Source organism: Streptomyces sp. NPDC024632 (assembly GCF_055559175.1).
On sequence record NZ_JBVHLD010000027.1, the window covers coordinates 69778 to 93839 of the forward strand.

24 protein-coding genes are annotated in these 24062 nt (G+C 70.8%); 10 read left to right on the forward strand and 14 right to left on the reverse strand.

Annotation, left to right across the window (positions count from 1 at the left end):
• Nucleotides 1–45: 45 nt before the first annotated feature.
• The gene (locus ACZ37P_RS37025) at nt 46–288 is read right to left on the reverse strand and encodes a hypothetical protein (RefSeq protein ID WP_401306488.1); all 243 of its coding nucleotides are present in this window, start codon (nt 286–288) and stop codon (nt 46–48) included.
• Between the two features lie 89 nt (nt 289–377).
• Between ACZ37P_RS37025 and ACZ37P_RS37030 the strand changes: the two genes are divergently transcribed.
• A complete protein-coding gene (locus ACZ37P_RS37030; RefSeq protein ID WP_355347320.1) occupies nt 378–1331 on the forward strand; it encodes a helix-turn-helix domain-containing protein in 954 nt (317 codons plus the stop codon).
• Between the two features lie 88 nt (nt 1332–1419).
• On the opposite strand, the gene mctP is transcribed toward ACZ37P_RS37030, so the two are convergent.
• From mctP to ACZ37P_RS37045, 3 genes are all read right to left on the reverse strand, one after another.
• A complete protein-coding gene (mctP, locus tag ACZ37P_RS37035) occupies nt 1420–3042 on the reverse strand; it encodes a monocarboxylate uptake permease MctP (protein ID WP_355347317.1) in 1623 nt (540 codons plus the stop codon).
• Nucleotides 3039–3314 (reverse strand): DUF3311 domain-containing protein, encoded by a 276-nt coding sequence (locus ACZ37P_RS37040; RefSeq protein ID WP_467350854.1) that lies wholly within the window; start codon nt 3312–3314, stop codon nt 3039–3041. The genes mctP and ACZ37P_RS37040 overlap by 4 nt, the downstream gene beginning before the upstream one ends.
• A gap of 118 nt (nt 3315–3432) precedes the next feature.
• Nucleotides 3433–4209, reverse strand: a complete 777-nt coding sequence (locus ACZ37P_RS37045; protein WP_355347422.1) for a GntR family transcriptional regulator — start codon at nt 4207–4209, stop codon at nt 3433–3435.
• 319 nt (nt 4210–4528) lie between these two features.
• Between ACZ37P_RS37045 and ACZ37P_RS37050 the strand changes: the two genes are divergently transcribed.
• The 4 genes from ACZ37P_RS37050 (at nt 4529) to ACZ37P_RS37065 (ending at nt 9354) form a co-directional block, all read left to right on the forward strand.
• Nucleotides 4529–5824 carry an extracellular solute-binding protein gene (locus ACZ37P_RS37050; protein WP_355347311.1) on the forward strand — a complete coding sequence of 432 codons (1296 nt, stop codon included), beginning with the start codon at nt 4529–4531 and terminating at the stop codon, nt 5822–5824.
• Nucleotides 5825–5915: 91 nt separating this feature from the next.
• Complete coding sequence (locus tag ACZ37P_RS37055) at nt 5916–6923, forward strand: carbohydrate ABC transporter permease (protein ID WP_401306482.1); 1008 nt, start codon at nt 5916–5918, stop codon at nt 6921–6923.
• Nucleotides 6920–7807 carry a carbohydrate ABC transporter permease gene (locus ACZ37P_RS37060; protein WP_391044377.1) on the forward strand — a complete coding sequence of 296 codons (888 nt, stop codon included), beginning with the start codon at nt 6920–6922 and terminating at the stop codon, nt 7805–7807. The genes ACZ37P_RS37055 and ACZ37P_RS37060 overlap by 4 nt, the downstream gene beginning before the upstream one ends.
• A complete protein-coding gene (locus ACZ37P_RS37065) occupies nt 7804–9354 on the forward strand; it encodes a glycoside hydrolase family 3 protein (RefSeq protein ID WP_402711035.1) in 1551 nt (516 codons plus the stop codon). Before ACZ37P_RS37060 ends, ACZ37P_RS37065 begins: the two co-directional genes overlap by 4 nt.
• Before the next feature lie 84 nt (nt 9355–9438).
• Here the strand turns inward: ACZ37P_RS37065 and nagB are convergent, their stop codons facing one another.
• Complete coding sequence (nagB, locus tag ACZ37P_RS37070) at nt 9439–10224, reverse strand: glucosamine-6-phosphate deaminase (RefSeq protein ID WP_391161610.1); 786 nt, start codon at nt 10222–10224, stop codon at nt 9439–9441.
• A 781-nt stretch (nt 10225–11005) separates the two neighbouring features.
• Between nagB and ACZ37P_RS37075 the strand changes: the two genes are divergently transcribed.
• A complete protein-coding gene (locus ACZ37P_RS37075; protein ID WP_355347416.1) occupies nt 11006–12454 on the forward strand; it encodes a sensor histidine kinase in 1449 nt (482 codons plus the stop codon).
• Between the two features lie 133 nt (nt 12455–12587).
• Here ACZ37P_RS37075 and ACZ37P_RS37080 read toward each other — a convergent pair whose 3' ends face one another.
• Nucleotides 12588–12845: a WhiB family transcriptional regulator gene (locus ACZ37P_RS37080; RefSeq protein ID WP_031520293.1), complete on the reverse strand. Its 258-nt coding sequence runs from the start codon at nt 12843–12845 to the stop codon at nt 12588–12590.
• 319 nt (nt 12846–13164) lie between these two features.
• Nucleotides 13165–14133, reverse strand: a complete 969-nt coding sequence (locus tag ACZ37P_RS37085; RefSeq protein ID WP_355347298.1) for a diacylglycerol/lipid kinase family protein — start codon at nt 14131–14133, stop codon at nt 13165–13167.
• Nucleotides 14134–14181: 48 nt separating this feature from the next.
• Here ACZ37P_RS37085 and ACZ37P_RS37090 point away from each other — a divergent pair, with 48 nt between their 5' ends.
• Nucleotides 14182–14697, forward strand: a complete 516-nt coding sequence (locus ACZ37P_RS37090; RefSeq protein WP_391161609.1) for a hypothetical protein — start codon at nt 14182–14184, stop codon at nt 14695–14697.
• A gap of 157 nt (nt 14698–14854) precedes the next feature.
• On the opposite strand, the gene ACZ37P_RS37095 is transcribed toward ACZ37P_RS37090, so the two are convergent.
• The 5 genes from ACZ37P_RS37095 to ACZ37P_RS37115 all read right to left on the reverse strand — a co-directional run bounded on the left by ACZ37P_RS37095 (nt 14855) and on the right by ACZ37P_RS37115 (nt 18931).
• A complete protein-coding gene (locus ACZ37P_RS37095) occupies nt 14855–15859 on the reverse strand; it encodes an RNA polymerase sigma factor SigF (RefSeq protein WP_355347413.1) in 1005 nt (334 codons plus the stop codon).
• Nucleotides 15860–16087: 228 nt separating this feature from the next.
• A complete protein-coding gene (locus ACZ37P_RS37100) occupies nt 16088–16501 on the reverse strand; it encodes an ATP-binding protein (RefSeq protein ID WP_188283433.1) in 414 nt (137 codons plus the stop codon).
• 196 nt (nt 16502–16697) lie between these two features.
• Nucleotides 16698–17246: a GNAT family N-acetyltransferase gene (locus ACZ37P_RS37105; protein WP_467350861.1), complete on the reverse strand. Its 549-nt coding sequence runs from the start codon at nt 17244–17246 to the stop codon at nt 16698–16700.
• A 9-nt stretch (nt 17247–17255) separates the two neighbouring features.
• Complete coding sequence (locus tag ACZ37P_RS37110; protein ID WP_401306470.1) at nt 17256–17990, reverse strand: AAA family ATPase; 735 nt, start codon at nt 17988–17990, stop codon at nt 17256–17258.
• Nucleotides 17987–18931, reverse strand: coding sequence for a 1-aminocyclopropane-1-carboxylate deaminase/D-cysteine desulfhydrase (locus ACZ37P_RS37115; protein WP_467350864.1), 945 nt, complete (start codon nt 18929–18931; stop codon nt 17987–17989). The genes ACZ37P_RS37110 and ACZ37P_RS37115 overlap by 4 nt, the downstream gene beginning before the upstream one ends.
• Before the next feature lie 127 nt (nt 18932–19058).
• Between ACZ37P_RS37115 and ACZ37P_RS37120 the strand changes: the two genes are divergently transcribed.
• Nucleotides 19059–19976, forward strand: coding sequence for a MurR/RpiR family transcriptional regulator (locus ACZ37P_RS37120; RefSeq protein ID WP_355347285.1), 918 nt, complete (start codon nt 19059–19061; stop codon nt 19974–19976).
• A 325-nt stretch (nt 19977–20301) separates the two neighbouring features.
• On the opposite strand, the gene ACZ37P_RS37125 is transcribed toward ACZ37P_RS37120, so the two are convergent.
• Entirely contained in the window at nt 20302–22326 is a 2025-nt protein-coding gene (locus tag ACZ37P_RS37125) for an N-acetylmuramoyl-L-alanine amidase (protein ID WP_467350866.1), read from the reverse strand.
• 241 nt (nt 22327–22567) lie between these two features.
• Between ACZ37P_RS37125 and ACZ37P_RS37130 the strand changes: the two genes are divergently transcribed.
• A complete protein-coding gene (locus ACZ37P_RS37130; RefSeq protein ID WP_391044389.1) occupies nt 22568–22996 on the forward strand; it encodes a MerR family transcriptional regulator in 429 nt (142 codons plus the stop codon).
• Nucleotides 22993–23328 (forward strand): thioredoxin, encoded by a 336-nt coding sequence (gene trxA / locus ACZ37P_RS37135; RefSeq protein ID WP_355347276.1) that lies wholly within the window; start codon nt 22993–22995, stop codon nt 23326–23328. Before ACZ37P_RS37130 ends, trxA begins: the two co-directional genes overlap by 4 nt.
• Nucleotides 23329–23576: 248 nt before the next feature.
• Here the strand turns inward: trxA and sodN are convergent, their stop codons facing one another.
• Nucleotides 23577–23972, reverse strand: a complete 396-nt coding sequence (sodN, locus tag ACZ37P_RS37140) for a superoxide dismutase, Ni (RefSeq protein ID WP_355347273.1) — start codon at nt 23970–23972, stop codon at nt 23577–23579.
• Nucleotides 23973–24062: the final 90 nt, after the last annotated feature.

Here is a 24062-nt window from a genome sequence, read left to right on the forward strand (position 1 = left end):
GCCGGCGCGCAAGCGCCGGAGGGGATTTTATTCCCTCCGGCGCCCTCAGATCCGCGGGGCCGCGACCGCTGTGAGGGCCGGTTCGCGGCCTGGTTCGCGGCCTGGTTCGCGGTCCGCGCGCGCGGCGCGTCTCGCGTGCGCCCGGCGTGTCGCCTCGGCCTCGCGGGCGGCGTCGGCCGCGCGGATCTGGCGGGTGATCCTGGCCTCGGCGCGCAGGCCCAGGACGGGGACGAAGGAGAGGATGAGGAGGAGGGCGGAGAGGGCTGCGATGTCCAGGAGAACGGTCATGGGTCAATCGTGCTCGCGCCGCTTACCCGCGAACAGTGGCAGGACCGCCGTACTACCGCGACATCCTGCCACGTGGCATCCTCGGGAGCATGCTGAAGAACGTGGCCGCGGTACTGCTCGACGGTGTCCACCCCTTCGAACTCGGGGTGATCTGCGAGGTGTTCGGCCTCGACCGCAGCGAGGACGGGCTGCCCGTGTACGACTTCGCGGTGATCTCCGGCGAGGGCCCGACGCTGCGCACGCACGCCGGGTTCGAGCTGTCGGCCTCCTGCGACATGGACCGGCTGGACGAGGCGGACCTGATCGCCGTACCGGCCGGGGACTCGTACATCGACCGGGACTTCCCGCCGCAGGTGCTCACGGCGCTCAACCGGGCCGTGGAGCGCGGCGCGACGGTGCTCAGCGTGTGCTCGGGCGTCTTCGTGCTGGCCGCCTCCGGCATGCTCGACGACCGGCGCTGCGCCACGCACTGGCGGCACGCGGAACGCCTCGCGAGCCGGTACCCGCAGATCAAGGTCGAGTCGGACGTGCTGTACGTGGACGACGCGGGGGTGATCACCTCGGCCGGTACGGCCTCCGGCATCGACGCCTGCCTGCACCTGGTGCGCAAGGAGCAGGGCAGCGCCGTCGCCAACGGCATCGCCCGCCGCATGGTGGTGCCGCCGCACCGCGAGGGCGGCCAGGCGCAGTACGTGGACCGGCCGCTGCCGCGCGGGCAGAGCGACACCGTGGCCGGGGTGCTGTCCTGGATGGAACGGCACCTGGACCGCGAGGTGACCGTCGAGGAGCTGGCCGCCCGCGCCCACATGTCGCCGCGCACCTTCGCCCGCCGCTTCCAGCAGGAGACCGGCACCACCCCGTACCGCTGGCTGCTGGGTCAACGGGTGCTGCTGGCGCGGGAGTTGCTGGAGGCCACCGACCACACCATGGACGCCGTCGCGCTCCGCGCGGGGTTCGGGAACGCGGCGACCATGCGGCATCACTTCGCCCGCTGGACGGGGACCACGCCACAGGGGTACCGGCGCACTTTCGCCTCGCGCTGAGGCGCGGGTCCCCGAGGCGCGGGTCCCCAAGGCGCGGGCCGCACACCACAACGCGGCCTCGCGCCCCCGGGACCCGCCCCCTCGCGCTCTACGCCGGTGCGGGAACCGCCTCCTTCGCCGCCTCCTCCGCCTCCACCACGTAGTCGCCCTTCGCCGTCTCGTCCACGCCGTCGGGGGCCTTGAGGGCGCGCAGGACCAGGGTGAGGACGACCGCGACCGCCGCGTTCAGGACGAAGGCGGTGAGGCCGATGTAGCCGAGCTCGCCGATGCCGGGGATCTTCGCGGAGTTGCCGCCGAAGTGCGACTGGCTGGCGCTGGTCTGCTCGTACGCCTTCCACGTGCCGTACGCCATGCCCGCCGCCCAGCCGGCCAGCAGCGCCCAGCGGTGGAACCAGCGGGTGAACAGGCCGCCGACGATGGCCGGGACGGTCTGGAGGATCCAGATGCCGCCCAGGAGCTGGAAGTTGATCGCGACCGTCTTGTCCATCGACAGCACGAAGACGAGCGCGCCGACCTTGACCACCAGGGACGCGGCCTTGGAGACCTTGGTCTCCTGCGCGGGGGTGGCGTCCGGTTTGAACAGGTCCTTGTAGATGTTGCGGGTGAACAGGTTGGCCGCCGCGATCGACATGATCGCCGCCGGGACCAGCGCGCCGATGGCGATGGCGGCGAAGGCCACCCCGGCGAACCAGGAGGGGAACATGTCCTCGAAGAGCTGGGGGATGGCCAGTTGGGCGTTGTACCCCTTGACGCCCTTTCCGACGCCCGCCGCCAGCGCCATGAAGCCGAGCATCGCCAGCAGGCCGAGCATCAGCGAATACAGCGGCAGGATCGTGGTGTTGCGGCGGATGGTGTTGCGGCTCTTGCCGGAGAGCACGGCCGTCACCGAGTGCGGGTACAGGAAGAGCGCCATCGCCGAGCCCATCGCGAGCGTGGCGTACGCCCATTGGGCCTGCGGCGCCGACACCAGTGAGCCGCGCGGCTTGCCGGTGGCGGGGTTGGTCACCTTGTAGGCCGCGTCCGCCTTGTCGAAGATGTCGCCGAACCCGCCCAGTTTGTACGGGATGTAGATGATCGCGACCACGATGACGATGTAGATCAGCGCGTCCTTGACGAAGGCGATCAGCGCGGGCGCGCGCAGCCCCGAGGAGTACGTGTACGCGGCCAGCACACCGAAGGCGATCAGCAGCGGCAGGTCCTTGACGAACCAGTTGGTGGAGTCGCCGCCGCCCACGCCCATCACGTCCAGCACGGCCTGGATGCCGACGAGTTGGAGCGCGATGTACGGCATGGTCGCGACGATCCCGGTGAGCGCCATCGCGACCGACAGGCTCTTCGACCCGAACCGGCCGCGGATGAAGTCCGACGAGGTCACGTACCCGTGCTTGTGCGAGACCGACCACAGCCGCGGCAGGAAGAGGAACACCAGCGGGTAGGTGATGATCGTGTACGGGACCGCGAAGAACCCGGCGGCGCCCGCGGAGTAGATCGCGGCGGGCACGGCGACGAAGGTGTACGCGGTGTAGAGGTCGCCGCCGAGCAGGAACCAGGTCACCCAGGTGCCGAAACTCCGGCCGCCCAGGCCCCATTCGTCCAGGTGCAGGGCGTTCTCCGCGCGTCGCCAGCGGGCGGCGAGGAAGCCCATCACCGTGACCAGGAGGAAGAAGAAGACGCAGACGCCGAGCGCCACGCCGTTCACGTCGTTCGTCACTTGGCCGCACCCCCCTTGCGCGCCCGCTCCTCGCGGCGCACCAGGACGTACGCGGTGTACGTCAGCAGCGCCGCCGCCGGCACCCACGCCATCTGGTACCAGTAGAAGAACGGGATGCCGATGAACCTCGGGGTGAGCCGCGAGTACGAGCTGACCCAGAGCAGCGCCACGAAGGGCGCGACCAGGCATGTCCCGGCGATCACGCGCGACGCGGTGACCACCGGCCGCCGCGGCGGTGCGGGGTGTTCCTCAAGTGATAGGTCGTCGGGCATACGTGCGGCTCCCGTCCCCTAGAGCTACGAGTGTGACTCGCGGGAATCTAGGGGAGGGGAGTAGCGCACGTCACCATGTGTGCGGCGATCTCACTCGTGAGAAGTCAAACCGGCGGTCTCAGTCGGTGGGGCGGCTCAGTCGTGCCACGAACTTGTAGCGGTCGCCGCGGTAGACCGAGCGCACCCACTCGACCGGTTCGCCGACGGTGTCGATCGAGTGCCGGGAGAGCATCAGCATCGGCAGGCCGACGTCGGTGCCGAGCAGCCCGGCCTCGCGCGGGGTGGCCAGCGAGGTCTCGATGGTCTCCTCCGCCTCGGCCAGCCGCACGTCGTAGACCTCGGCCAACGCCGTGTACAGGGACGTGTACTTGGCGAGGCTGCGGCGCAGCGCGGGGAAGCGCTTGGCCGACAGGTGCGTCGTCTCGATCGCCATCGGCTCGCTGTTGGCCAGCCGCAGCCGCTCGATCCGCAGCACCCGGCCGCCGGCCTTCATGTCGAGCAGCCCGGCGAGCCGGTCGTCGGCGGTGATGTAGCCGATGTCCAGGAGCTGGGACGTGGGTTCGAGACCCTGGGCGCGCATGTCCTCGGTGTACGAGGTCAGTTGGAGCGCCTGGGAGACCTTCGGCTTGGCGACGAAGGTGCCTTTGCCCTGGATGCGTTCGAGCCGGCCCTCGACCACGAGTTCCTGGAGCGCCTGGCGGACCGTGGTGCGCGAGGTGTCGAACTCGGTGGCCAGCGTGCGCTCCGGCGGTACGGGCGTGCCGGGGGGCATGGTCTGGGTGATGTCCAGAAGATGCCGCTTGAGCCGGTAGTACTTGGGCACGCGTGCGGTACGGCCCGCGGTGCTCGCGGTCCCCGCCGTACTCTCCGCGCCACTGCCCGCGTCGCTGTCCATGACGTCTACTCCCGACTGCTGTCGTGCTGCCGTCACCGGCTCCTCCGTTATATGCGGCTCACATCGTGGCACGGCCTGACCTGGAGCGGGGAGGCGGTAGTGGTCGCTTCCCGCTCAGGTGTCGGTCCGATAACAGAGCCGACATGGGTTCTTATACACCCTTGACACCCCCAAAGGTCTAGGCCAAGCTCCGGGTACTGGTCTAAACCATTAACGACCAAATCCCAGACCCACGAGCAGGACGCGGCTGCACACGTGTCTCGCGGTAGCCGACATTTCGGGTGGTGGGGGGAGTTTCGGGCATCCTGAGGAGGGTGGCGTGAAGCGCAAGCTCATCGCGGCGATCGGCGTCGCGACCATGATTGCTGGTATTGCGGCCTGTGGGTCGGACAAGAAGGACGACAAGGCCGCTGAGAAGCCGGCCGACCAGACCGGCACGGTGACCGTCTGGCTGATGGCCGAGGCGCAGACCGCCTGGCCCGAGCTGGTACAGAACACCACCGCCCAGTTCAAGGCGAAGTACCCGAAGGTCAACGTCAAGATCCAGTACCAGCAGTGGAGCGACAAGGTCCAGAAGCTGGACGCCGCGCTCTCCGGTTCCAGCGCCCCCGACGTGGTCGAGCTGGGCAACACCGAGACCCAGACGTACATCCTCAACGGCGCTCTCGCCGAGCTGGACAAGAAGACCTTCCAGAACTCGGACACCTGGATCAAGGGCCTCGAGGACACCTGCACCTACCAGGGCAAGCTCTACTGCGCGCCCTACTACGCCGGTGCCCGCGTCGCGATCTACAACACCGCCGACTTCAAGGCCGGTACGGGCTCCGACGCCTTCCCCGCCACCGAGGACGAGCTGACCGCCGCCCTGGACAAGATCGAGGCGAAGAAGGGCGGCGACAAGACGTACTCGCCGCTCTACCTCCCCGGCCAGTACTGGTACGCGGCCATGTCGTACGTGAAGGCGTACGGCGGCCAGATCGCCAAGACCGACGGCAGCAAGTGGACCGCCGACCTGGAGAGCCCGCAGGCGCAGCAGGGCATCCAGCACTTCATCGACCTGGTGAAGAAGTACAACCACGGCGACCAGACCAAGGACGAGGCGGACCACGCCAACGTCATGGCCCACGAGAAGGCCGGCGTCATCTACGGCAACGGCTGGGAGTCCGGCTCGGTCATCACGCCGCCGAACGGCAACGCCAAGCTCAAGGACGTCATCAAGACGGCCACGATGCCCGGCCCGAACGGCAAGGCGCTGCCCTCCTTCATCGGCGGCTCCGACCTCGCCGTGGTCAACAAGTCCAAGGTGAAGGACCTCGCCAAGGAGTGGATCGCGGACTTCACCGACGAGAAGAACGAAGCCGCGCTGGTCACCAAGGCGACGCTGCCGAACAACACCAAGCAGCTCGAGCCGATGAAGGCCGACCCGGCCACCGCCGCCGCGGCCAACGCCGTGCCGGACGCCTGGTTCACGCCGATCGCACCGGGCTGGGCCGCGATCGAGAAGCAGGGCATCCTCAAGTCGATGCTGCTCGACATCCTCAAGGGCAAGTCCGTCGCCGACGCCACCAAGGCCGCCGACGACAAGATCAACTCGCTGATCAACACCGCCTCCTGACACGGCGGTCGTCACCAGGGGAGGGCGGTCCGCGGTCGCGGGCCGCCCGCCCCGGTATCCCGGCATGGACACCGAAGAAAGGTCAGAGCGGATGAGTGCCGCCGACACGCATGCCACCGAGCCGGTGACGGGGGGCCGCCCGCAGATCCCGCCGCCGCGCTCGACCGGTCCGGCCGCCACGACAGCGGGCCGCGCCGCCGGGCGCAACCGGCAGAGCAGATCGCTGCCGTATCTGCTGATCGCTCCGGCGCTGCTGATCATGATCGGCGTGCTGGGCTACCCGCTCGTCGACACCATCGTGCTGTCCTTCCAGGACGAGCGCCGCAACAACCTCTGGAACGGCGTCGCGGCGCCCTGGGTCGGCTTCGACCAGTACAGCTCGATCCTCGGCGACAGCGAGTTCTGGGCCGTGGTGCTGCGCACCGTGGTCTTCGTCGTCGTCTGCGTCGTCGCCACCATGTCGCTCGGCCTGCTGATCGCGCTGCTGATGCAGCGGGTCTCCAACTGGGTCCGGGTCACCATGAGCAGCGTGATGATCGCCGTGTGGGCGATGCCGCTGCTGGTCGCCACCTCGGTCTTCAAGTTCATGTTCGACTCCGACTACGGCCTGGTGAACCAGCTCCTCACCCGGCTGCCCGGCGTCGACTACACCCGGCACAACTGGTTCCTCAACCCGACCACCGGCATGGCGATCATCGCCGTCCTGGTCGTCTGGGGCGCCATCCCCTTCATCGCCATCAGCCTGCACGCGGCGCTCACCCAGGTCCCCAAGGAACTGGAGGAGGCCGCGCGGATCGACGGCGCCAAGGGCTTCGGCATCTTCCGCTACGTCACCTTCCCGATCATCAAGCCGGTCTTCGTGATGACCAGCACCCTGTCGGTGATCTGGGACTTCGGCGTGCTCGGCCAGATCCTGCTGATGCGCGGCGGCCAGCCCGAGCAGGACTACCAGACGCTCGGCCTGTACGCGTACACCCAGGCGTTCATCTCCAACTCCTTCAGCCGGGGCGCGGCCATCTCCGTGGTCTCCGTCCTGCTGCTGTCGGGTGTCGCCGTCTACTACCTGCGCCAGCTTCTGAAGATCGGAGAGGTCGAGTGAGCACCGCTGTCAAGAGCGGCCCCGCGACCCAGGGCCCCACGGCCGGAGTCGTCTACCGCACTCCGAAGAAGAAGCGCAACGGCTGGAACGTGCTCGGCCTGATCGTCACCGTCATCATGGGCTTCCCGGTGTACTGGATGGTCATCACCGCGCTCCGCCCGAGCCAGGAGATCCTCAGCTACCACCAGAAGCTCTATCCCAGCTCCGTCACGTTCAACCAGTTCAAGCGCGCGATGGACATGCCCAACTTCTGGGACAACGTCAAGAGCAGCGTGATCATCTCGGCGTGCAGCGTCGTGATCGCCATCGGCATCGGCCTGCTCGCGGCGTACGCCATCGGCCGGTTCAAGTTCTGGGGCCGCCGCGGCCTGGTCATCGCGCTGCTGGTGATCCAGCTCATCCCGGCCACCTCGATGCTGATCCCGATCTACATCCAGCTCAACAAGATGGGCGGCCTCAACCAGTACTGGGGCGTCATCGTCGTCTACGCGGCGAGCACCCTGCCCTTCGCCGTATGGATGCTGCGCGGCTTCATCGTCAACATCCCCAAGGAACTCGAGGAGTCGGCGATGGTCGACGGGTGCAGCCAGATGGAGGCGTTCCGCCGCGTCGTCCTCCCGCTGCTCGCGCCCGGCCTGGTCGCCGCGTCGATCTACGCGCTGATGACCGCCTGGAACGAGTACCTGTTCGCCTACGTACTTCTCCAGGACAATGACAAGTACACGTTGAGCATCTGGCTGCTGAAGTTCACCGGACAGCGCGGTACGGACTACGGGGCCCTCATGGCGGGCTCGATCCTGATCGCCCTGCCCGTCGTGATCTTCTTCCTGTTCGTCCAGCGCAAGGTGGCCTCCGGCCTGACCGCAGGCGCGGTGAAGGGATGACCGTCATTACCGTCGACACGCCCGCGGACGTCCTGGCCCGCGACGCCCTCACCGTCCTCCAGCCCGGCTTCCGCGGCACCGAGGCCCCCGACTGGGTGCTGCGGCTGCTCGCCGAAGGGCTCGGCGCGGTCGCGCTGTTCTCCCGCAACATCGAGTCGCCCGAGCAAGTCGCCCGGCTCACCGCCCAGTTGCGCGCGGTACGGGCCGACGTGCTCGTGGCCGCAGACGAGGAGGGCGGCGACGTCACCCGCCTCGAAGCGCGCGGCGGCTCCTCCTTCCCCGGCAACCTCGCGCTCGGCGCCGTCGACGACGTCAAGCTCACCCGGGCCGTCGCCGCCGAACTCGGCCGCAGGCTCGCCGCGTGCGGCGTCAACCTCAACTGGGCGCCGTCCGCCGACGTCAACTCCGACCCCGGCAACCCGGTCATCGGCGTCCGCTCCTTCGGCGCCGAGCCCGAACTGGTCGCGCGCAACACCGCCGCCTACGTGGAGGGAATGCAGTCGGCGGGCGTGGCGACCAGCGTCAAGCACTTCCCCGGCCACGGCGACACCGCCGTCGACTCGCACCACGCGATGCCGCGCATCGACGTCGACCTCGACACCCTGCGCGACCGCGAACTCGTGCCGTTCAAGGCGGCCGTCGCCGCCGGCACCAAGGCCGTGATGAGCGCTCACATCCTCGTCCCGGCCCTCGACCCCGACCTGCCGGGCACGCTCAGCTCCGCCGTCCTCACCGGCCTGCTGCGCGCCCCGCGCGAGCAGGGCGGCCTCGGCTACGACGGCCTCATCGTCACCGACGGCATCGAGATGCAGGCCATCTCCGCCGCGTACGGCATCGAACGCGGCACCGTCATGGCGCTGGCCGCCGGGGCCGACGCGATCTGCGTCGGCGGCGGCCTGTCCGACGAGCAGACCGTGCTCGGCCTCCGCGACGCCATCGTGCGCGCGGTGCGCGAGGGCGACCTCCCCGCCGAGCGGCTGGCCGACGCCGCCGCCCGGGTGCGCGACCTCCAGGTGTGGGCCGCCGAGCGGGCGGCCGCAGCGGAGGGGACCGCGTCCGCCGCCCCGGCAGGGGAGTCCGACATCGGCCTGGAGGCGGCCCGCCGCGCCCTGCGGATCACCCGCCGCGCCGAGTTCACCCCGCTCACCGAGGCGCCCTACGTCGCCGCCCTCACGCCGGTCGCCAACATCGCCGTCGGCGACGTGACCCCCTGGGGCATCGCCGCCGACCTCGCCAGGCTCCTGCCGGGCACGGTCACGGGCACCTACCCCGGCCGCGAGGTGGAGGAGCTGGGCGTCGAGGCGTTCGCCGCCGGACTCCTCGACGAGGCCGGCGACCGTACGATCGTCGTCGTCGTCCGCGACGCCCACCGGCACCGCTGGATGTCCGAGGCGCTCGCGGCGGTCGTCTCCCGCCGCCCAAGCACGGTCGTCGTGGAGATGGGCGTGCCCCAGGCGCCCGCCACCGGCGCCCTCCACATCGCCACCCACGGCGCGGCCCGCGTCTGCGGCACGGCCGCCGCCGAGGCCATCGTGGGCTCCGTCTGACGCGGGCTCCGTCTGACACGACAGAGCGCCGGACGGACTGCGATCAGTCCGTCCGGCGCTCTGTCGCGTTCCGCCGGGCAGGCCCTAGACGCCCTGCCAGGCGGGCTTGGCCGCGAAGGTGGCGCGGAAGTACGGGGCCAGCTTCAGCTTGGAGGCGGCGGCCTCGTCCACGACCACGGTGGCGTGCGGGTGGAGCTGGAGCGCCGAGGCGGGAACGACGGCGGCGACGGGCCCCTCGACGGTCTGCGCGACGGCCTCCGCCTTGCCCTCGCCGGTGGCGAGCAGCACCAGGTGCCGGGCCTCCAGGATGGTGCCGATGCCCTGCGTGATCACGTGGTGCGGCACCTGCTCGATGTCGCCGTCGAAGAAGCGGGCGTTGTCGACCCTGGTCTGCTCGGTGAGCGTCTTGATCCGGGTTCTGGAGGCGAGCGACGAGCAGGGCTCGTTGAAGCCGATGTGCCCGTCGGTGCCGATCCCCAGGAGCTGGAGGTCGACGCCGCCGGCCGCGGCCAGCGCCGCGTCGTACGCCTCGCAGGCGGCCTGCACGTCGTCGGCGGCCCCGTCGGGCCCCATGAAGGACTCCTCCGACAGCCCCAGCGGCTCCACGACCTCCCGCAGCACGACCGAGCGGTACGACTCCGGGTGGCCGGTGGGCAGGCCGACGTACTCGTCGAGCTGGCAGACGCGGGCACGGGCCGCGTCGACGGCGCCCGAGCGGACCTTCGCCGCCAGCGCCTCGTAGATGGGCAGCGGGGTGGATCCGGTGGCCACGCCGAGCAGAGCGTCCGGCTTGCGGCGCAGCAGCGCGGCCATGGCCTCCGCGATCAGCTCGCCGCCTGCCGCGGCGTCCGGGACGATGACAACTTCCACGCTGGGCCTGCCGTTCTGGAGGGGACTTGTGTGGTATAGACCAATCTAGCAGAGCAGGGCCCCGTCGGCGCTGCGCCGGGGCACCTCTGCCCGCCACCAAGACCTCCACCGCGGAGCTGCTGGTCCTCTGCCTCCTCGTGGAGGGCCTGCGCGGTGGGGTTCACCGCTCGGGTGCGGCTGCGCGTGGGGCTGAGCCCCTGGGCCACGTGTGCGCGAGGTGGGTGCACCGGATCTAAGCGCCCGGAGGCGAGAGGGCGGCAATAAAAAGGGAATTACGGCGCCCCCACAAAAGACGGCTCCCACCCCACGGCGCCCCCACAAAAGAGCCCCCCCGCCCACAAAAGAGCCCCCCGAAAAAACCCACGGGCCGCGGTGCGCAGCGGGGACCCTCAACCCCGCCGGCACCGCAGCCCGGAGCAGCCGTCGGCGCCTGGCCGGCGGGGTGTGCGGTTCCCCCCGGCGCGATGGGCCGACCTTGAGGTCAGGGCGTAGTCAGGGCAGAGAACGCCTTGCCTCGGTCCGTCCTCCTGTGCGGGGAGGACGGAGGTCTGATGCCACGCGTGTACGCGACACACGAGGTGTCACGTTCGACGCGCGGTACGCGCCACGCGTGGTGTCACGCTTCATTGTGGACTAGACCATTCGGCCTTGTCTACGGTTCCCGGCGACGCTTCCTCGCCAGGCCCCCGGCGGGTCGATGCACCCTCCAGCGAAATCATCTCCGAAAACGGCTCGTCCCGTACCCCCCTCCCCGGCCGGTACGCTCACAGGCGTGCCCTCCATGAACGACCTCGTACGCGAGCACACGGCCCTCGACGACTCCGACCTCGAATGGCTTCATCTGCTCGTCTCGGAGTGGCAGCTGCTCTCCGACCTGTCCTTCGCCGATCTCGTGCTGTGGGTCCCCACCCGCGACGGCACCCGGTATGTGTCCGTCGCGCAGATGCGGCCGAACACCGGGCCGACCTCGTACCAGGACGACATGGTCGGCCACCTGGTGCCGCGCGGGCGGCGTCCGCTGCTGGACATGGCGCTCGACGAGGGCCGTATCGTCCGCGAGGGCGACCCGGAGTGGCGCGAGGAGGTGCCGGTACGGGTCGAGTCGATCCCGGTCCGCCGCGACGGCCGGGTCCTCGGGGTGATCGCGCGCAACACCAACCTGCTGACCGTACGCACCCCCAGCCGCCTCGAACTCACCTACTTGCAGAGCGCCAGCGACCTGGCCCAGATGATCGCCCAGGGCGCCTTCCCGTTCCCGGCCGAGCAGGTCGACATGGACGCCTCACCGCGCGCCGGTGACGGCCTGATCAGGCTGGACGCGGACGGGCTCGTGCAGTACGCCAGCCCCAACGCCCTGTCGGCGTACCACCGGCTGGGCCTGGCGGCCGATCTGGTCGGCCACCACCTGGGCAAGGCCACCGCGGAACTGGCCCCGGCCCGCGGCCCGGTGGACGAGGCGCTGGTGAAGCTCGCCAGCGGCTGGGCGCCGCGCGAATTCGAGGTCGAGGGCGGCGACGGCGTCATCCAGCTGCGCGCGATCCCGCTCAAGCCCAAGGGCGTCCACACCGGTTCGCTGGTGCTGCTGCGGGACGTGACGGAACTGCGCCGCCGCGAGCGCGAGTTGATGACCAAGGACGCCACCATCCGGGAGATCCACCACCGGGTGAAGAACAACCTCCAGACGGTCGCCGCGCTGCTGCGCCTCCAGGCCCGCCGGATGGACTCCGACAACGCCCGTGAGGCGCTGGAGGAGGCGGTCCGCCGGGTCGGGTCGATCGCCATCGTGCACGAGACGCTCTCCCAGACCCTGGACGAGCGGGTCGAGTTCGACGAGATCGCCGACCGCGTGCTGTCGATGGTCGCGGAGATCTCACCCGGCCGGGTCACCCCGCGCCGCACCGGCCGGTTCGGCATCCTGACCGCCGAGATCGCCACTCCGCTGTCCATGGTCCTGACCGAACTGCTCCAGAACGCGCTCGAACACGGCTTCGGGCCGGGGGAGTCGGGCACGGTGGACGTCACCGCCACCCGCGGCCGGGAGCGGATCACCATCTCGGTGCAGGACGACGGCCGGGGCCTGCCCGACGGCTTCGACGCCCAGGAAGCGGGCAACCTCGGCCTCCAGATCGTCCGCACCCTCGTGGTCGGCGAACTGGGCGGCACCTTCGACATGGTCCCCGCCGAGCCGCGCGGCACCCGCGTCGTCCTCGAACTGCCCCTGGAGAGCTGAGAGTTCGCCCTTCCTGCGCGAGGGCACAGCAAAGGACCCCGACCTGGAAGGTCGGGGTCCTTCATGATGCTGTGTGCTGCGCGTGTTGGTGGGTGCTGCGCGCTGCGGCTCGGGGGGAAGCGGTAAGTGCGCGTCAGGCGCTGGCGTTGCGGGCCCGGTTGCGAGCGGCGCGGCGCTTCATCGCGCGGCGCTCGTCCTCGCTGAGGCCACCCCAGACACCGGCGTCCTGGCCACTCTCCAGCGCCCACTGCAGGCACTGCTCCATGACGGGGCAGCGGCGGCAGACGGCCTTGGCTTCCTCGATCTGCAGCAGCGCAGGACCGGTGTTGCCGATGGGGAAGAAGAGCTCGGGGTCTTCCTCGCGGCAAACGGCGCGGTGACGCCAGTCCATGGCTGCTCCAACTCCTTGTGTGACAAGCACGTTGCTTGTGAATGTGAACGCTTTCACGAATCCCTACGCAGGCAACGGGACGCCGCCCAGTCTTCACTGGTGCTGGTCCCGCTGAGTGAGGTAGAAGATTCGGGCTCTCAAGGGGGTCGTTGTCAGACCGTCCCGAGCGCCACCTAGAGACTCGCAAACCTCGGCTGGAGATACAACCCCTTCAGAGAAGTTTTTTTGGATTCCTCGGTGTCGCCTCGGTCACAGCCGTACTTCCATGGGGTGCAGGGCAGTCTAAACGTTCGAGTAAAAGGACTTTAGGCTCTTCGACTTACACAATCACACGCAGTGCACGGCGTACGCCTGTGAAGGTCGCGCTCGTTCGCAGCCCCAGGTGGTCACCGTCCACCTGGAAGGGCAGTGCCGCCTGCGATTGCAAGGTGAAGTCGGTCAGGTCGTGGAGTGCCAGCGCGTTCTTCCCGCGCGGTCCTCGCTCCGGAGTGGAACGGAGCAATTGCGCCGAGTAACGCGTGGCAGAGGCCATGGACATCTTTGTCACGCCCAGCAGATCGAGGGCGGTGTCGAAGGACGCGCCGGGGGAGGCGTACACCGGTCTGTTCCCGAGATAGGTCCACGGCGAGGTGTTGCAGATTATCGCCATCGCGAGCCCCGACACCGGTTCGCCGTCCGGGCGTTGCAACGAGATCGTGCCGTGCCTGCGGTGCGGATCGGCCAGAAACTGACGTGCGACCTGGCGCAAATACAGCGCGTGCGTGGAGCGCTTGCCCAACTCCCGCTGCTGTTCGACCCGTCCGACCACCCCGGCGTCGAACCCCAGACCCGCGCAGAAGGTGAACCAGCGCGGCGGCACCCCTTCGTCCTCGGTGCCCGGCGTCCCGCTCACCAGACCGAGCCCCACCGTCCGCGAGGACCCCTCGCGCATCGCGTCCAGCAGCGCGCCGGTCGCCTCCACCGCGTCGTTGGGCAGCCCGAGCGCCCGCGCGAAGACATTGGTGGACCCGCCGGGCACCACCGCGAGCTGCGGCAGCGCCTCCGGGTCGGGGCCGTGGTGCAGCAGCCCGTTCACCACCTCGTTGACCGTGCCGTCGCCGCCGAGGGCGACCACCAGGCCCACCTCGCCGCCTTCCGCGGCCCGCCGCGCGAGGTCCCGCGCGTGCCCGCGGTACTCGGTCGTCGCGACGTCCAGCTTGAGGTCGCTCGCCAGTGCGGTACTGATCACATCACGCACCCGCGCGCTGGTGGTGGTGGCGGCAGGATTGACCACGAGGAGAGCGCGCATGGTCGACAGCGTACCTACCGTCTGGTACAGCGGGCTACGCTGGCCGGTGTGAGCCAGCCCTCGAAGAAGACGCGGAAGCCGCCTCAGCGGGTGGCGGAGAAGATGCAGAAGTTCGTGCCGCCGATGCGCGAACAGCCCACCGAGCGCGAGCGGGAGGCAGCCGCCGCCGCGAAGGCCGCCGCCGACGCGGGACCGCCGCCGCTGCGGCTGACCGCCGCTGCCGCCGTCGCCGCCGTGGAGGGCCTGGCCGTGGTCGCCTGGGGCGTCACGATGTTCTTCGGCGGCTCGGGCAAGGCCGTGCTCGCCGGGCTGCTCGTCCTCGTCCTCGCGGGCTTTCCGCTCGGCGCCGCGTACGGGCTGCGCAAGGCCCGCCGGTGGAGCCGCGGGCCCGCGCTGATCATCCAGCTCCTGTCGCTGCCGATCGCCTGGACGCTGCTGCACAGCGACGGCGGCGGCTTCGTCGCGGGCGGCGCGGTCCTGGGCGCCCTCGCCCTGACCTGCCTCGTCCTCCTGGCCCACCCGGCCACCACGGACGCCCTGGGAATGAGCCGGACGTCGTCCTGACAGCCTGGACGTCGTCCTGACAGCCGGAGACGTCGTCCTGACGGACCGCGCGTCCTGACGGACCGCGCGCCCCGGCGGTCCGCGGCCGGTCTCTCGCGGGCGTGCGGGTCCCGGTCGCCCGGGCGGGCCTGGTCGTCGGCCGCCCGCCCGGCGAGGGCTACTCCTCGATCAGCAGCTTGTCCCGGAGCTGGGCCAGCGTGCGGGCCAGCAGACGCGAGACGTGCATCTGCGAGATGCCGACCTCCTGGGCGATCTGCGACTGGGTCATGTTGCCGAAGAAGCGCAGCAGCAGAATCGTCTTCTCACGCGGCGGGAGCTGTTCCAGCAGCGGCTTGAGGGACTCGCGGTACTCCACGCCCTCCAGCGCCTCGTCCTCGGAGCCGAGGGTGTCGGCGACGGCCGGCGACTCGTCGTCGGTGTCCGGGACGTCCAGCGAGAGCGTGCTGTAGGCGTTGGCGGACTCCAGGCCCTCCAGCACCTCCTCCTCGGAGATCTTCAGGTGCTCGGCCAGCTCGTGCACCGTCGGCGCCCGCCCGTGCCGCTGGGACAGCTCACCGGTCGCGGTCGTCAGCGCCAGTCGCAGTTCCTGGAGGCGGCGCGGCACCCGTACCGCCCAGCCCTTGTCCCTGAAGTGACGTTTGATCTCGCCGACCACGGTGGGGGTCGCGTACGTCGAGAACTCCACGCCGCGGTCCACGTCGAACCGGTCGACGGACTTGATCAGCCCGATCGTGGCCACCTGCGTCAGGTCGTCCAGCGGCTCACCGCGGTTGCGGAACCGCCGGGCCAGGTGCTCGACGAGCGGCAGGTGCATCCGTACGAGCTGATTGCGCAGCTCCGCGCGCTCGTTGGAGCCCTCGGGCAGCTTGCTCAGCTCGACGAAGAGGGCGCGGGCGCCCGCCCGGTCGTGCGGGTCGTGCGCCTCCCGCTGCTCCTCGCGGTCGGACTCCCGGTCGGGCTCCTGGTCGGCTTCCCCGTCGGACCGGGGCTCCGCCTCCTGGCGCGCGGAGGGGGGCCCGGCCGGCTCCGCCTGCTGCTCCGGCGGCGCGTCCCGTCGCTCGGGCGGCTCGGGCTGTCCGGGCCGCTCCGGCTGCTCGCGCTGGTCCTGCTGCTCCATGGGGTCCGCCTGCTCCGCCTGCTGCGCCGCGTCCATTCCGTCCATACGGTCGTCCGTGCGGGTCTCCCCGCCGGGTTCGGGGTGCTGCCTGGCCGTGTGCCGCCGCCCGGCCGGCCCCGCGGGATCGGGTTGGGCCGGTACGGAGGCGCGGCCGTGCACCGCGGGCGACTGACGCGCGTCGTGCGCGTCGTCGTGGCCCGCGGGCGTGCCGGGGTCTTCACCCCGGGATAGCTCAGCGCTCATGGCGATTCCCCGTCTTCCCGCACGCGAGAGTCACGACAGCCCTGGACCGGCGCCGCGCTTCTTGTGGAGGCTGATGCTGACGGTCTTGTCCTCGGCGACGGTGGAGTCCACCTCGCCGGCCAGTGCCGACAGCACCGTCCACGCGAAGGTGTCCCGCTCCGGCGCCCTGCCGTCGGTGGTGGGCGCGGAGACGGTCACCCACAACGAGTCCCCGACGAGCCGGAAGACACAGCTCAGCACGGACCCGGGGACGGCTTGCTGCAACAGGATCGCGCACGCCTCGTCCACGGCGATCCGCAGATCCTCGATCTCGTCGAGGGTGAAGTCCAGCCGTGCCGCGAGTCCGGCCGTGGCCGTGCGCAGCACTGACAGATAGGCTCCCGCCGCGGGCAGCCGGACCTCGACGAAGTCCTTCGACCCGGGCTCGCCTGCGATCTGGGACACCCTCACCTCCACGGTGGCACACAGTGATTGCTCTGGTTCGCAGCGACGCTATCGCGATCCGTACCCCGCTGTCGCCCGGACGGCGCACGGTAGGGGAACGGTACGGTATCCGTATCTCTGTCACCCATGGTAAGCGCACGAGCACGGACCGTGGGTAGTGGTCTGCCGACTCAATTCGCATGAGAATCCGCCCGGTTCACCGAGCGTGCGCCAGCGCGGCCAGTTCGGCCAGCGCCGGGCCGGAAAGCCGCTGTACGGTCCACTCGTCCTGCGGGCGGGCGCCGATGGAGCGGTAGACGCCCAGCGCCTTCTCGTTCCAGTCGAGGACCGCCCACTCGAAGCGCTCGTAGCCGCGCTCCACGCAGACCGCCGCGAGCGCGGCCAGCAGCGCCTTGCCGTGCCCGCCGCCGCGCGCCTGCGGGCGTACGTACAGATCCTCCAGGTAGAGGCCGGGGGTGCCGGTCCAGGTGGAGAAGTTCCGGAACCACAGCGCGAAGCCGACCACGGTGCCCGCGCCCGCGTCCGCGCCCTCGCCCTCGCTTGAGCCGTCGCCCGCACCGTCCGCCACGGGCTTCGCAGGCTCCTCGGCGATCAGCGCGTTCGCCACCGCGTCGGGGCCGAACAGGGCCGCGTGCAACTGCTCCTGCGTGGCCCGCGCCTCCTCCAGCGCCCGCTCGTACTCGGCGAGTTCGCGGATCAGCGCGTGGATCACGGGGACGTCGTCCGGGGTCGCGGTGCGGATCATGCCACCAGGTTACGGCTCGATGATGTGACGCAGGTAAGCGCGGGGGTCGGCCAGATAGCGACGCCAGTGGTCGACGATCGCCAGGTCCTCCCAGGCCGTCTCGCGCACACCGCGCTCGCCCACCTCCAGGATGGCCGCGTCGGGGGTCGCGGTGAGCAGCGGGGAGTGGGTGGCGCAGATGATCTGCGCGCCGGAGCGGCCCAGCTCGTGCATGAGGCCCACCAGGTGCAGACAGGCCGTGAACGACAGCGCGGACTCCGGCTCGTCCAGCACGTACAGGCCCACCGGGTGGCTGAAGCGCTCCCGGAAGGCGAGCAGGAAGCCCTCGCCGTGGCTCATGGACTCCACCGGCAGGAATTCGCGGCCGAGCGCGTCCATCGCGGTCTCGGCGCGCAGGAAGAAGCCGCGGCGGCCGGTACGCGGCCCGCCGAGCATCCGGCCGCCCGCCGCCGTGGTGTCGAAGCGGATGCGCTGGCCGAGCGGGGAGCGGGGGCGGTCCGAGACGTAGCGGTAGCCCGCCCGGCCGCCGTGCGGGTCCAGGCCGAAGCCCTCGGCGATGGCCTCGACCAGCGTGGACTTGCCCGAGCCGTTCTCACCGACCAGGAAGGTGACGGGCGCGGTGAAGCGCAGCCCGTCGCGCAGCAGCCCGGCGACGGCCGGGACCGACCACGGCCAGCGGTCCCCGCGGAACTCGTCGTCGCCCTCGGCGGCGGGGATGTGCGCGTACGCCCTCTCGATGATCATCCGGTCCCTCCGGGGTCGGTGCCCGTGATCACCGCGGCCACCCGGGTGCCCGGCGGGAAGACGCCCTCCTCGGCCAGGGAGTGGACGCCGTGCAGCATCTTCGCCACGTAGACCGGCTCGGGGCGCAGTCCGTGCCGGGCGGCGAAGTCGGCGGCGAAGGCGTCGAGTTCGGGGGTGGTACGGGCGTAACCGCCGTGGTGGAAGCGGTCGTCGAGGCGCCACCGGCCGCGTCGGCCGCCGAACGCCTCCTCCTGGAGCCGCAGCACCTCCGCGGCCAGGAAGCCGCCGCCGCGCAGGACGGGGAAGCCGATCGCCTCCGCCCGGCCGAGCCCGGCCGCGAGCCCGGCCAGGGTGCCGCCGGTACCGACGGCGACCGCCACCACGTCGGCCTCGCCGTCCAGCTCGCGCCCCAGCTCGGCGGCGCCGACGGCCGCCAGCGCGTTGCTGCCGCCCTCGGGCAGCACATAGGCGGGCCCGAACCGGTCGGTGAGCGCGGCCAGCGTCTCGGGCTCGGCCTTGCGGCGGTACGTGGCCCGGTCGACGAATTCCAGCCGCATCCCGTCGGCCGCGGCCCGTGCCAGCGAGGGGTTGAGCGGCCGGTCGGCCAGTTCGTCGCCGCGCACGACGCCGACGGTGCGGAAACCGAGCAGGCGACCGGCCGCCGCCGTCGCCCGCAGGTGGTTGGAGTAGGCGCCGCCGAAGGTGAGCAGCGTGGTGTGCCCGGCCTCGGCCGCCGCGGCCAGATTCAGCCGCAGCTTGCGGTATTTGTTGCCCGGCAGGTCGGGATGGATCAGGTCGTCCCGCTTGAGCGCGAGCCGCACCCCGCGGGCGGCCAGGCGCTCGTCCGCCACCTCGACGAGCGGCGACGGCAGCCGGGCGTCCAGCGGGTCGGCGGCACCGGAGCCGGCGGATTCCGGGGCGGCGGGCGGCGGTAGGGTCACGCCGACATTGTCACCCGGACGTGTGACATTCGCCGGGGGCGGCCGGGTGCCGCGACGATCCCCTGGCGGCACAAGAGAATCCTCCCGGCAGGTCCCACGCGGAGGATTCACGGTGCATTCTTTCCCCGTGCACGAAAAAGTCCCGGGACGACCGGCCACCAGAGCAGCCAGCGTCACTGCGGCCAGTGACGCCGGTGACGCGCTCACCGCCACGGTGCGGGGGCTGCTGCCCTCGCTCACCCCGGCCGCCGCCAGGATCGCCTCGCTGATCGTGGAGGATCCGGCGCAGGTCGCGCGCAGCACGATCTCCGAGCTGAGCGCCCTGGCGGGCACCAGTGAGTCGTCGATCGTCCGCACCGCGCGGGCGCTGGGCTTCGCCGGGTACCCCGAGCTGCGGCTGGCGCTGGCCGCGTCCGCCGCCCGGCAGGCGCCGCGCTCGACGCTGACCTCCGGGATCACCGAGGACGACTCGCCCGCCGAGGTGATCGCCAAGCTCGTGCACACCGAGTCGCAGGCGGTGCTGGAGACCGCCACGCAGCTCGATCCCGAGCAGCTCGCGGGTGCCGTCAAGGCCGTCTGCGGCGGCGGGCAACTCCACATAGCCGGGGTCGGGGCGTCCGGCCTCGTCGCCCAGGACCTCCAGCAGAAGCTCGCGCGTATCGGGCGGCCCTGTCACGCCCACGGCGACTCCCAGTCGGCGCTCACCAGCGCCGTGCTCCTGGGGGCGGGGGACGTCTTCCTCGCCGTCTCGCACTCCGGCGAGAGCCGTGACGTCCTCGCGCCGCTGCGGCGCGCCGCAGCCGAGGGCGCGACGACCGTGGTGATCACCAACCACCCGCTGTCCACCGCCGCCCGGCTCGCCGATTTCATTCTCGTCTCGGCGGGCCGGGAGACGACGTTCCGTCCCGGCGCCATGGCCAGCCGCATCAGCCAACTGGTCGTTGTCGACTGCTTCTTCGTCTGCGTCGCCCAGCGCACCTTCGACACATCCAGCCGCGCCCTGCGCGTCACACACGCCGCCCTGGAGGGCGACCGCACCGGCTGACGCCGGTGGTGCCACCCGCCCCGCCGGGCCAGTCCGGTTGTCCCCGGACCACCGGCCGGTGGGGGCTGGCCGCGCAGTTCCTCGCGCCCCTGGCGGGGCGCACCGTCTTTCGTCCGGACGGCGAGCCGATCTTTTGAGGGGCGCGGGGAACTGCGCGACAAGCCACGACGCTTCCGCAGGTCACCGCCCGCCCCGGTGGGGCAGTTCGGTGGTGGCCGGGCCACCGGCCGGTGGGGGCGGGTGGCGCAGTTCTCCGCGCGCCGGAAGAAGCCGGCCTGCCCGGGCGGGGAACTGCGCGCTCGGACATGGCGGGCTGCAAGCCAAGCTAGTGGGCCGGGATGACGTCGACGTCGGCCGCGTTCACGAAGGCGACGCGGTGGTTGTAGACGATCTCGTACACCTTGGTCGTGCCGACGAAATCGTGCTGGTCGTACGGGGCGGAGCCGTCGTAGTAGATGGCGAAGTAGGAGTCGGTGTACTCGGCGGGGCCGGCGGAGACGTAGGACTGGCCGGCCGGGATGGTGTATTTGGCGCGGGCGAGCTGGGCGCGGGGGGCGACGCCGCCCTCGAAGGCCACGAAGTCCGCCGGGTAGACGGAGGCTTCGGGGTAGGCCGTGGTGTAGACGGGGATCGAGGTCTTCCCGGCCTTGGGGACGATGCGGGACGCCTTCACCGGGACGGTGGCCGGGTGTTGCGCGGAGTCCTGGAGCCACGCCTCGGTGCCGCCCCACCAGATCGCGGTCCAGCCGGGCCTGCGCTCGGCGACGACGTACTGCTCACCGGCCGGTGCCTTGTCGCCCCAGTCGTTCATCGCGGTGGTGCCCGCGCTGCCGTCCGGGTGCAGATACGGGTCGGCGACCAGCGGCGCGCTCGTGCTGGGCGCGGTGTGGAGCGGTACGAAGCTCGACGGCGTGTCGGTGGACGTCACCGGGCAGTCGAAGGCGCGGTACGGGCCGGGGAACTGCTTGTAGCCCTGCACGTCGTCGCAGTACGTGGTGGTCTGCTTGTTGCGCGCGTAGCCCGGCTTGATGGCGACGACGGCGCTGCCCGGCTTGGCGGTCGCGCGGATCGGCGCGCCGAGCAGGTCGAAGAAGTGCTCCCAGTCCCAGCCGGGTCCGGGGTCCCAGTGCTGGGTGGCGACGCCGCTCTCGGTGCCGCCGGGGATGTTGTCGTGGCCGAGGATGTGCGCGCGGTCCAGCGGGATGTCGTACTTCGCCGCGAGGTAGCGCACGAGCCGGGCGGTGGAGCGGTACAGGTTCTCGCTGTACCAGCTCGCGCCGTGCGTCGCCCAGCCCTCCTGCTCGATGCCGATCGAGTGCTGGTAGAAGGAGCGGTTCGCGCTGTCCCACGCGATGTCCTTGGTGGGGATCATCTGCGTGACGTGGCCGTCCTGCGAGCGGACGACGTAGTGCGCGCCCGCCGCGTAGGTCGGGTCGCGGAAGAGGTCGAGCGTGCCGTCGTACGTCTCGTCGGTGCTGTGCAGCGTGATGTAGCGGACGTCGAGGTTGCCGTGGGGGCGGTCGGCGAGGTCGTGGCTGCCGTAGTCCGCCAGGTCCGACGGGTCGAGCAGGGTGTACGCGCCGGGTATGAAGTCGCAGTTCAGCGACGTGGGGCACTCCGGCTTCCGAGAGCTCTTGGGCGGAGTGACCTCCTTCAGGCCCAGCTTGCGCACGTCGTCGCGGTTCGGGCGCAGGTGCCCGGTCGGCGCGAGGGTGATGTGCTGGCCGTCCTGCGTGGTGCGGGTCGCGCCGCCGCGCATCGTGTCCCACACGCCGTCGGCGAAGGTCTGCGCGACCTTGTTCTCGGTCGACTGGCTGTAGCGGGCGGCGGCGGCGTACCAGCCGTCGATGTCACGCGGCAGCCTGCCGTGGCCGTAGCCCTTGGCGTACGAGGCGAGGAGCGCGGCGCCGCCGCGGATGTTCAGGGTCTCGTCGCTCTGCACGGCGGCGGTGTCGGTGCCGAGGAGTCCGGCCGCGGCGGCGGCGGTGTGCTCGGCCGGGGCCTTCAACAGGTCGGCGTAGCGCGGCGACTGGGTGGTCAGGCCGTCCGCGTCGAGGTCCCCGGCGGTGAGGTTCGTCAGGTTCATCGGGCCGTATCCGGCCTCGGCGTTGGACTGCCCGGCGTGTGCCTCCCACCGGGTCTCGTAGAAGGACACGGCTTCCAGTACGGGCAGCGGTACGCCGAACTCGTGGGCCGCCGCGGTGAATTCCGCCTGCCGGGCGGTCTGCGGGTCGTCCGCCGTGGCGGAGGTCGTGGTGACGGCGGTCACCGAGAGGCCGGCCAGCAGGGAGAGCGCGGCGGCCACGGTGAGGGTTCTGCGGCTGCGCGGTTGTCTGAGCGGGCGGTGCATCCGTGCTCCTCGCGTGTGCGTGGGTCTGCTTGGTGGGGCTGTCGTCCGGGGGTGTTCGGGGGCGTGTGCGGGGGTGTGCGGGGCAAAACTGTCGGGGGTACGTCAAGAAACTGCTCCGCGCAGCCTGTCGAGCCGGACTGGCAGTAAGCAACCACCTGGACGTAAATCTTGGAACTTTTTGCCAGCGCGGCCGGAAATCGTCCTGGCCTTGACGCGTACGTCAAGGTCTAACGTCGTCCGTATGCGCATCGGCGAACTCGCGGAACGGGCGGGCACCACCACCCGGACCCTCCGCTACTACGAGTCCCTGGGCCTGCTGCCGCCGGCCGACCGGTCGGGCAACGGGTACCGGTCGTACGACGAGGAGCATCTGCGGCTGCTGGAGCAGATCCGGGTGCTCCAGGACTTCGGCTTCGGCCTGGAGGAGACCCGGCCGTTCGTGGACTGCCTGCGCGCCGGGCACCCGGCGGGGGACACCTGCGCCGCCTCGCTGGAGGTCTACCGGCGCAAGCTCGCCGAGCTGGACGCGGTCGTCGACCGGCTCCAGGAGGTACGGGCCCAGGTCGCCGCCCAGCTCGCCCGCGCGGAGCTGGAGGCCGGGCCGGGCGGGGTGGGGAACGCCGCCGAGCCGATGTGCGAACTGTCCGTCAGTGAAAGGGATTCACCATGACCAGTACCGCCACATCCGTCCCCGCCGTCACCGACGCGACCTTCGCCGCCGAGGTGCTCGGCTCCGACCTGCCCGTCCTGGTCGACTTCACCGCCGACTGGTGCCCGCCGTGCCGGATGATCGCCCCGGTGCTGGCCGAGATCGCCGCCGAGGAGTCGCACCGGCTGCGGATCGTCCAGCTCGACGTCGACACCAACCCGGCGACCCAGGCCGCGTACGGCGTGATGTCGATGCCCACGCTGCTGCTGTTCCGCGCGGGCGAGCCGGTCAAGGTGCTGGTCGGCGCGCGCCCCAAGCGGCGGCTGCTCCAGGAGCTGGCCGACGTCCTGTGAGCGGGCGCCCCGAGACAAAAAGCCCCCGTCCGCCGGTACGGGGGACCTGACGGACGGGGACGTTCTGTGATCGTGCCGGTTTCCTCCGGCGCTACATAAGAGTGCGCCGGACGGCACGATGTGACAGCCCATCGCTGTGGCGCACGCCACATTCTTGAATGATGACGGGGACTAGAAAAACGCCCGCGCTCGGCCGTATGGGTGACGGCCGGGCGCGGGCGGTTGACGCTCCGGGGTGAACCGGGGGGTCAGGCCTGCTTGGTCTCCCAGAAGATCTTGTCGATCTGGGCGATGTAGTCCAGGGCCTTCTGCCCGGTCGCCGGGTCGTTCGACGCCTTCGCCGCGCTGAGCGCCTTGAGGGTGTCGTTGACGAGCTGGTGCAGCTCCGGGTACTTCTCGAAGTGCGGGGGCTTGAAGTAGTCGCTCCAGAGCACCGAGACGTGGTGCTTGGCCAGCTCCGCGCGCTGCTCCTTGATCAGAACGGCACGGGTGCGGAAGTCCGCGTCCTCGTTGGCCTGGTACTTCTCCTGGACCGCCTTGACGGACTCGGCCTCGATGCGGGCCTGGGCAGGGTCGTATACGCCGCAGGGCAGGTCGCAGTGGGCGCTGACCTTGACCTTGGGCGCGAACAGGCGAGTGAACATGGCTGTCCTTCCTCGTGATCGTCTTTCCACGTGGGAGATTACTCCCTGGGAGAGTCGTTTTCTCGGGTGCCCCAGGTGGCTTAGGACAAA

Coding starts and splice junctions, on each gene's coding strand:
- ACZ37P_RS37030 (WP_355347320.1), top strand. CDS start 378: ATGCTGAAGAACGTGGCCGCGGTACTGCTCGACGGTGTCCACCCCTTC.
- sodN (WP_355347273.1), bottom strand. CDS start 23,972: ATGTTCACTCGCCTGTTCGCGCCCAAGGTCAAGGTCAGCGCCCACTGC.
- ACZ37P_RS37080 (WP_031520293.1), bottom strand. CDS start 12,845: ATGGACTGGCGTCACCGCGCCGTTTGCCGCGAGGAAGACCCCGAGCTC.
- ACZ37P_RS37045 (WP_355347422.1), bottom strand. CDS start 4,209: ATGGACAGCGACGCGGGCAGTGGCGCGGAGAGTACGGCGGGGACCGCG.
- ACZ37P_RS37055 (WP_401306482.1), top strand. CDS start 5,916: ATGAGTGCCGCCGACACGCATGCCACCGAGCCGGTGACGGGGGGCCGC.
- ACZ37P_RS37105 (WP_467350861.1), bottom strand. CDS start 17,246: ATGATCCGCACCGCGACCCCGGACGACGTCCCCGTGATCCACGCGCTG.
- ACZ37P_RS37025 (WP_401306488.1), bottom strand. CDS start 288: ATGACCGTTCTCCTGGACATCGCAGCCCTCTCCGCCCTCCTCCTCATC.
- ACZ37P_RS37085 (WP_355347298.1), bottom strand. CDS start 14,133: ATGCGCGCTCTCCTCGTGGTCAATCCTGCCGCCACCACCACCAGCGCG.
- ACZ37P_RS37095 (WP_355347413.1), bottom strand. CDS start 15,859: ATGGACGGAATGGACGCGGCGCAGCAGGCGGAGCAGGCGGACCCCATG.
- ACZ37P_RS37065 (WP_402711035.1), top strand. CDS start 7,804: ATGACCGTCATTACCGTCGACACGCCCGCGGACGTCCTGGCCCGCGAC.
- ACZ37P_RS37075 (WP_355347416.1), top strand. CDS start 11,006: ATGAACGACCTCGTACGCGAGCACACGGCCCTCGACGACTCCGACCTC.
- ACZ37P_RS37130 (WP_391044389.1), top strand. CDS start 22,568: ATGCGCATCGGCGAACTCGCGGAACGGGCGGGCACCACCACCCGGACC.
- ACZ37P_RS37125 (WP_467350866.1), bottom strand. CDS start 22,326: ATGCACCGCCCGCTCAGACAACCGCGCAGCCGCAGAACCCTCACCGTG.
- ACZ37P_RS37110 (WP_401306470.1), bottom strand. CDS start 17,990: ATGATCATCGAGAGGGCGTACGCGCACATCCCCGCCGCCGAGGGCGAC.
- ACZ37P_RS37040 (WP_467350854.1), bottom strand. CDS start 3,314: ATGCCCGACGACCTATCACTTGAGGAACACCCCGCACCGCCGCGGCGG.
- trxA (WP_355347276.1), top strand. CDS start 22,993: ATGACCAGTACCGCCACATCCGTCCCCGCCGTCACCGACGCGACCTTC.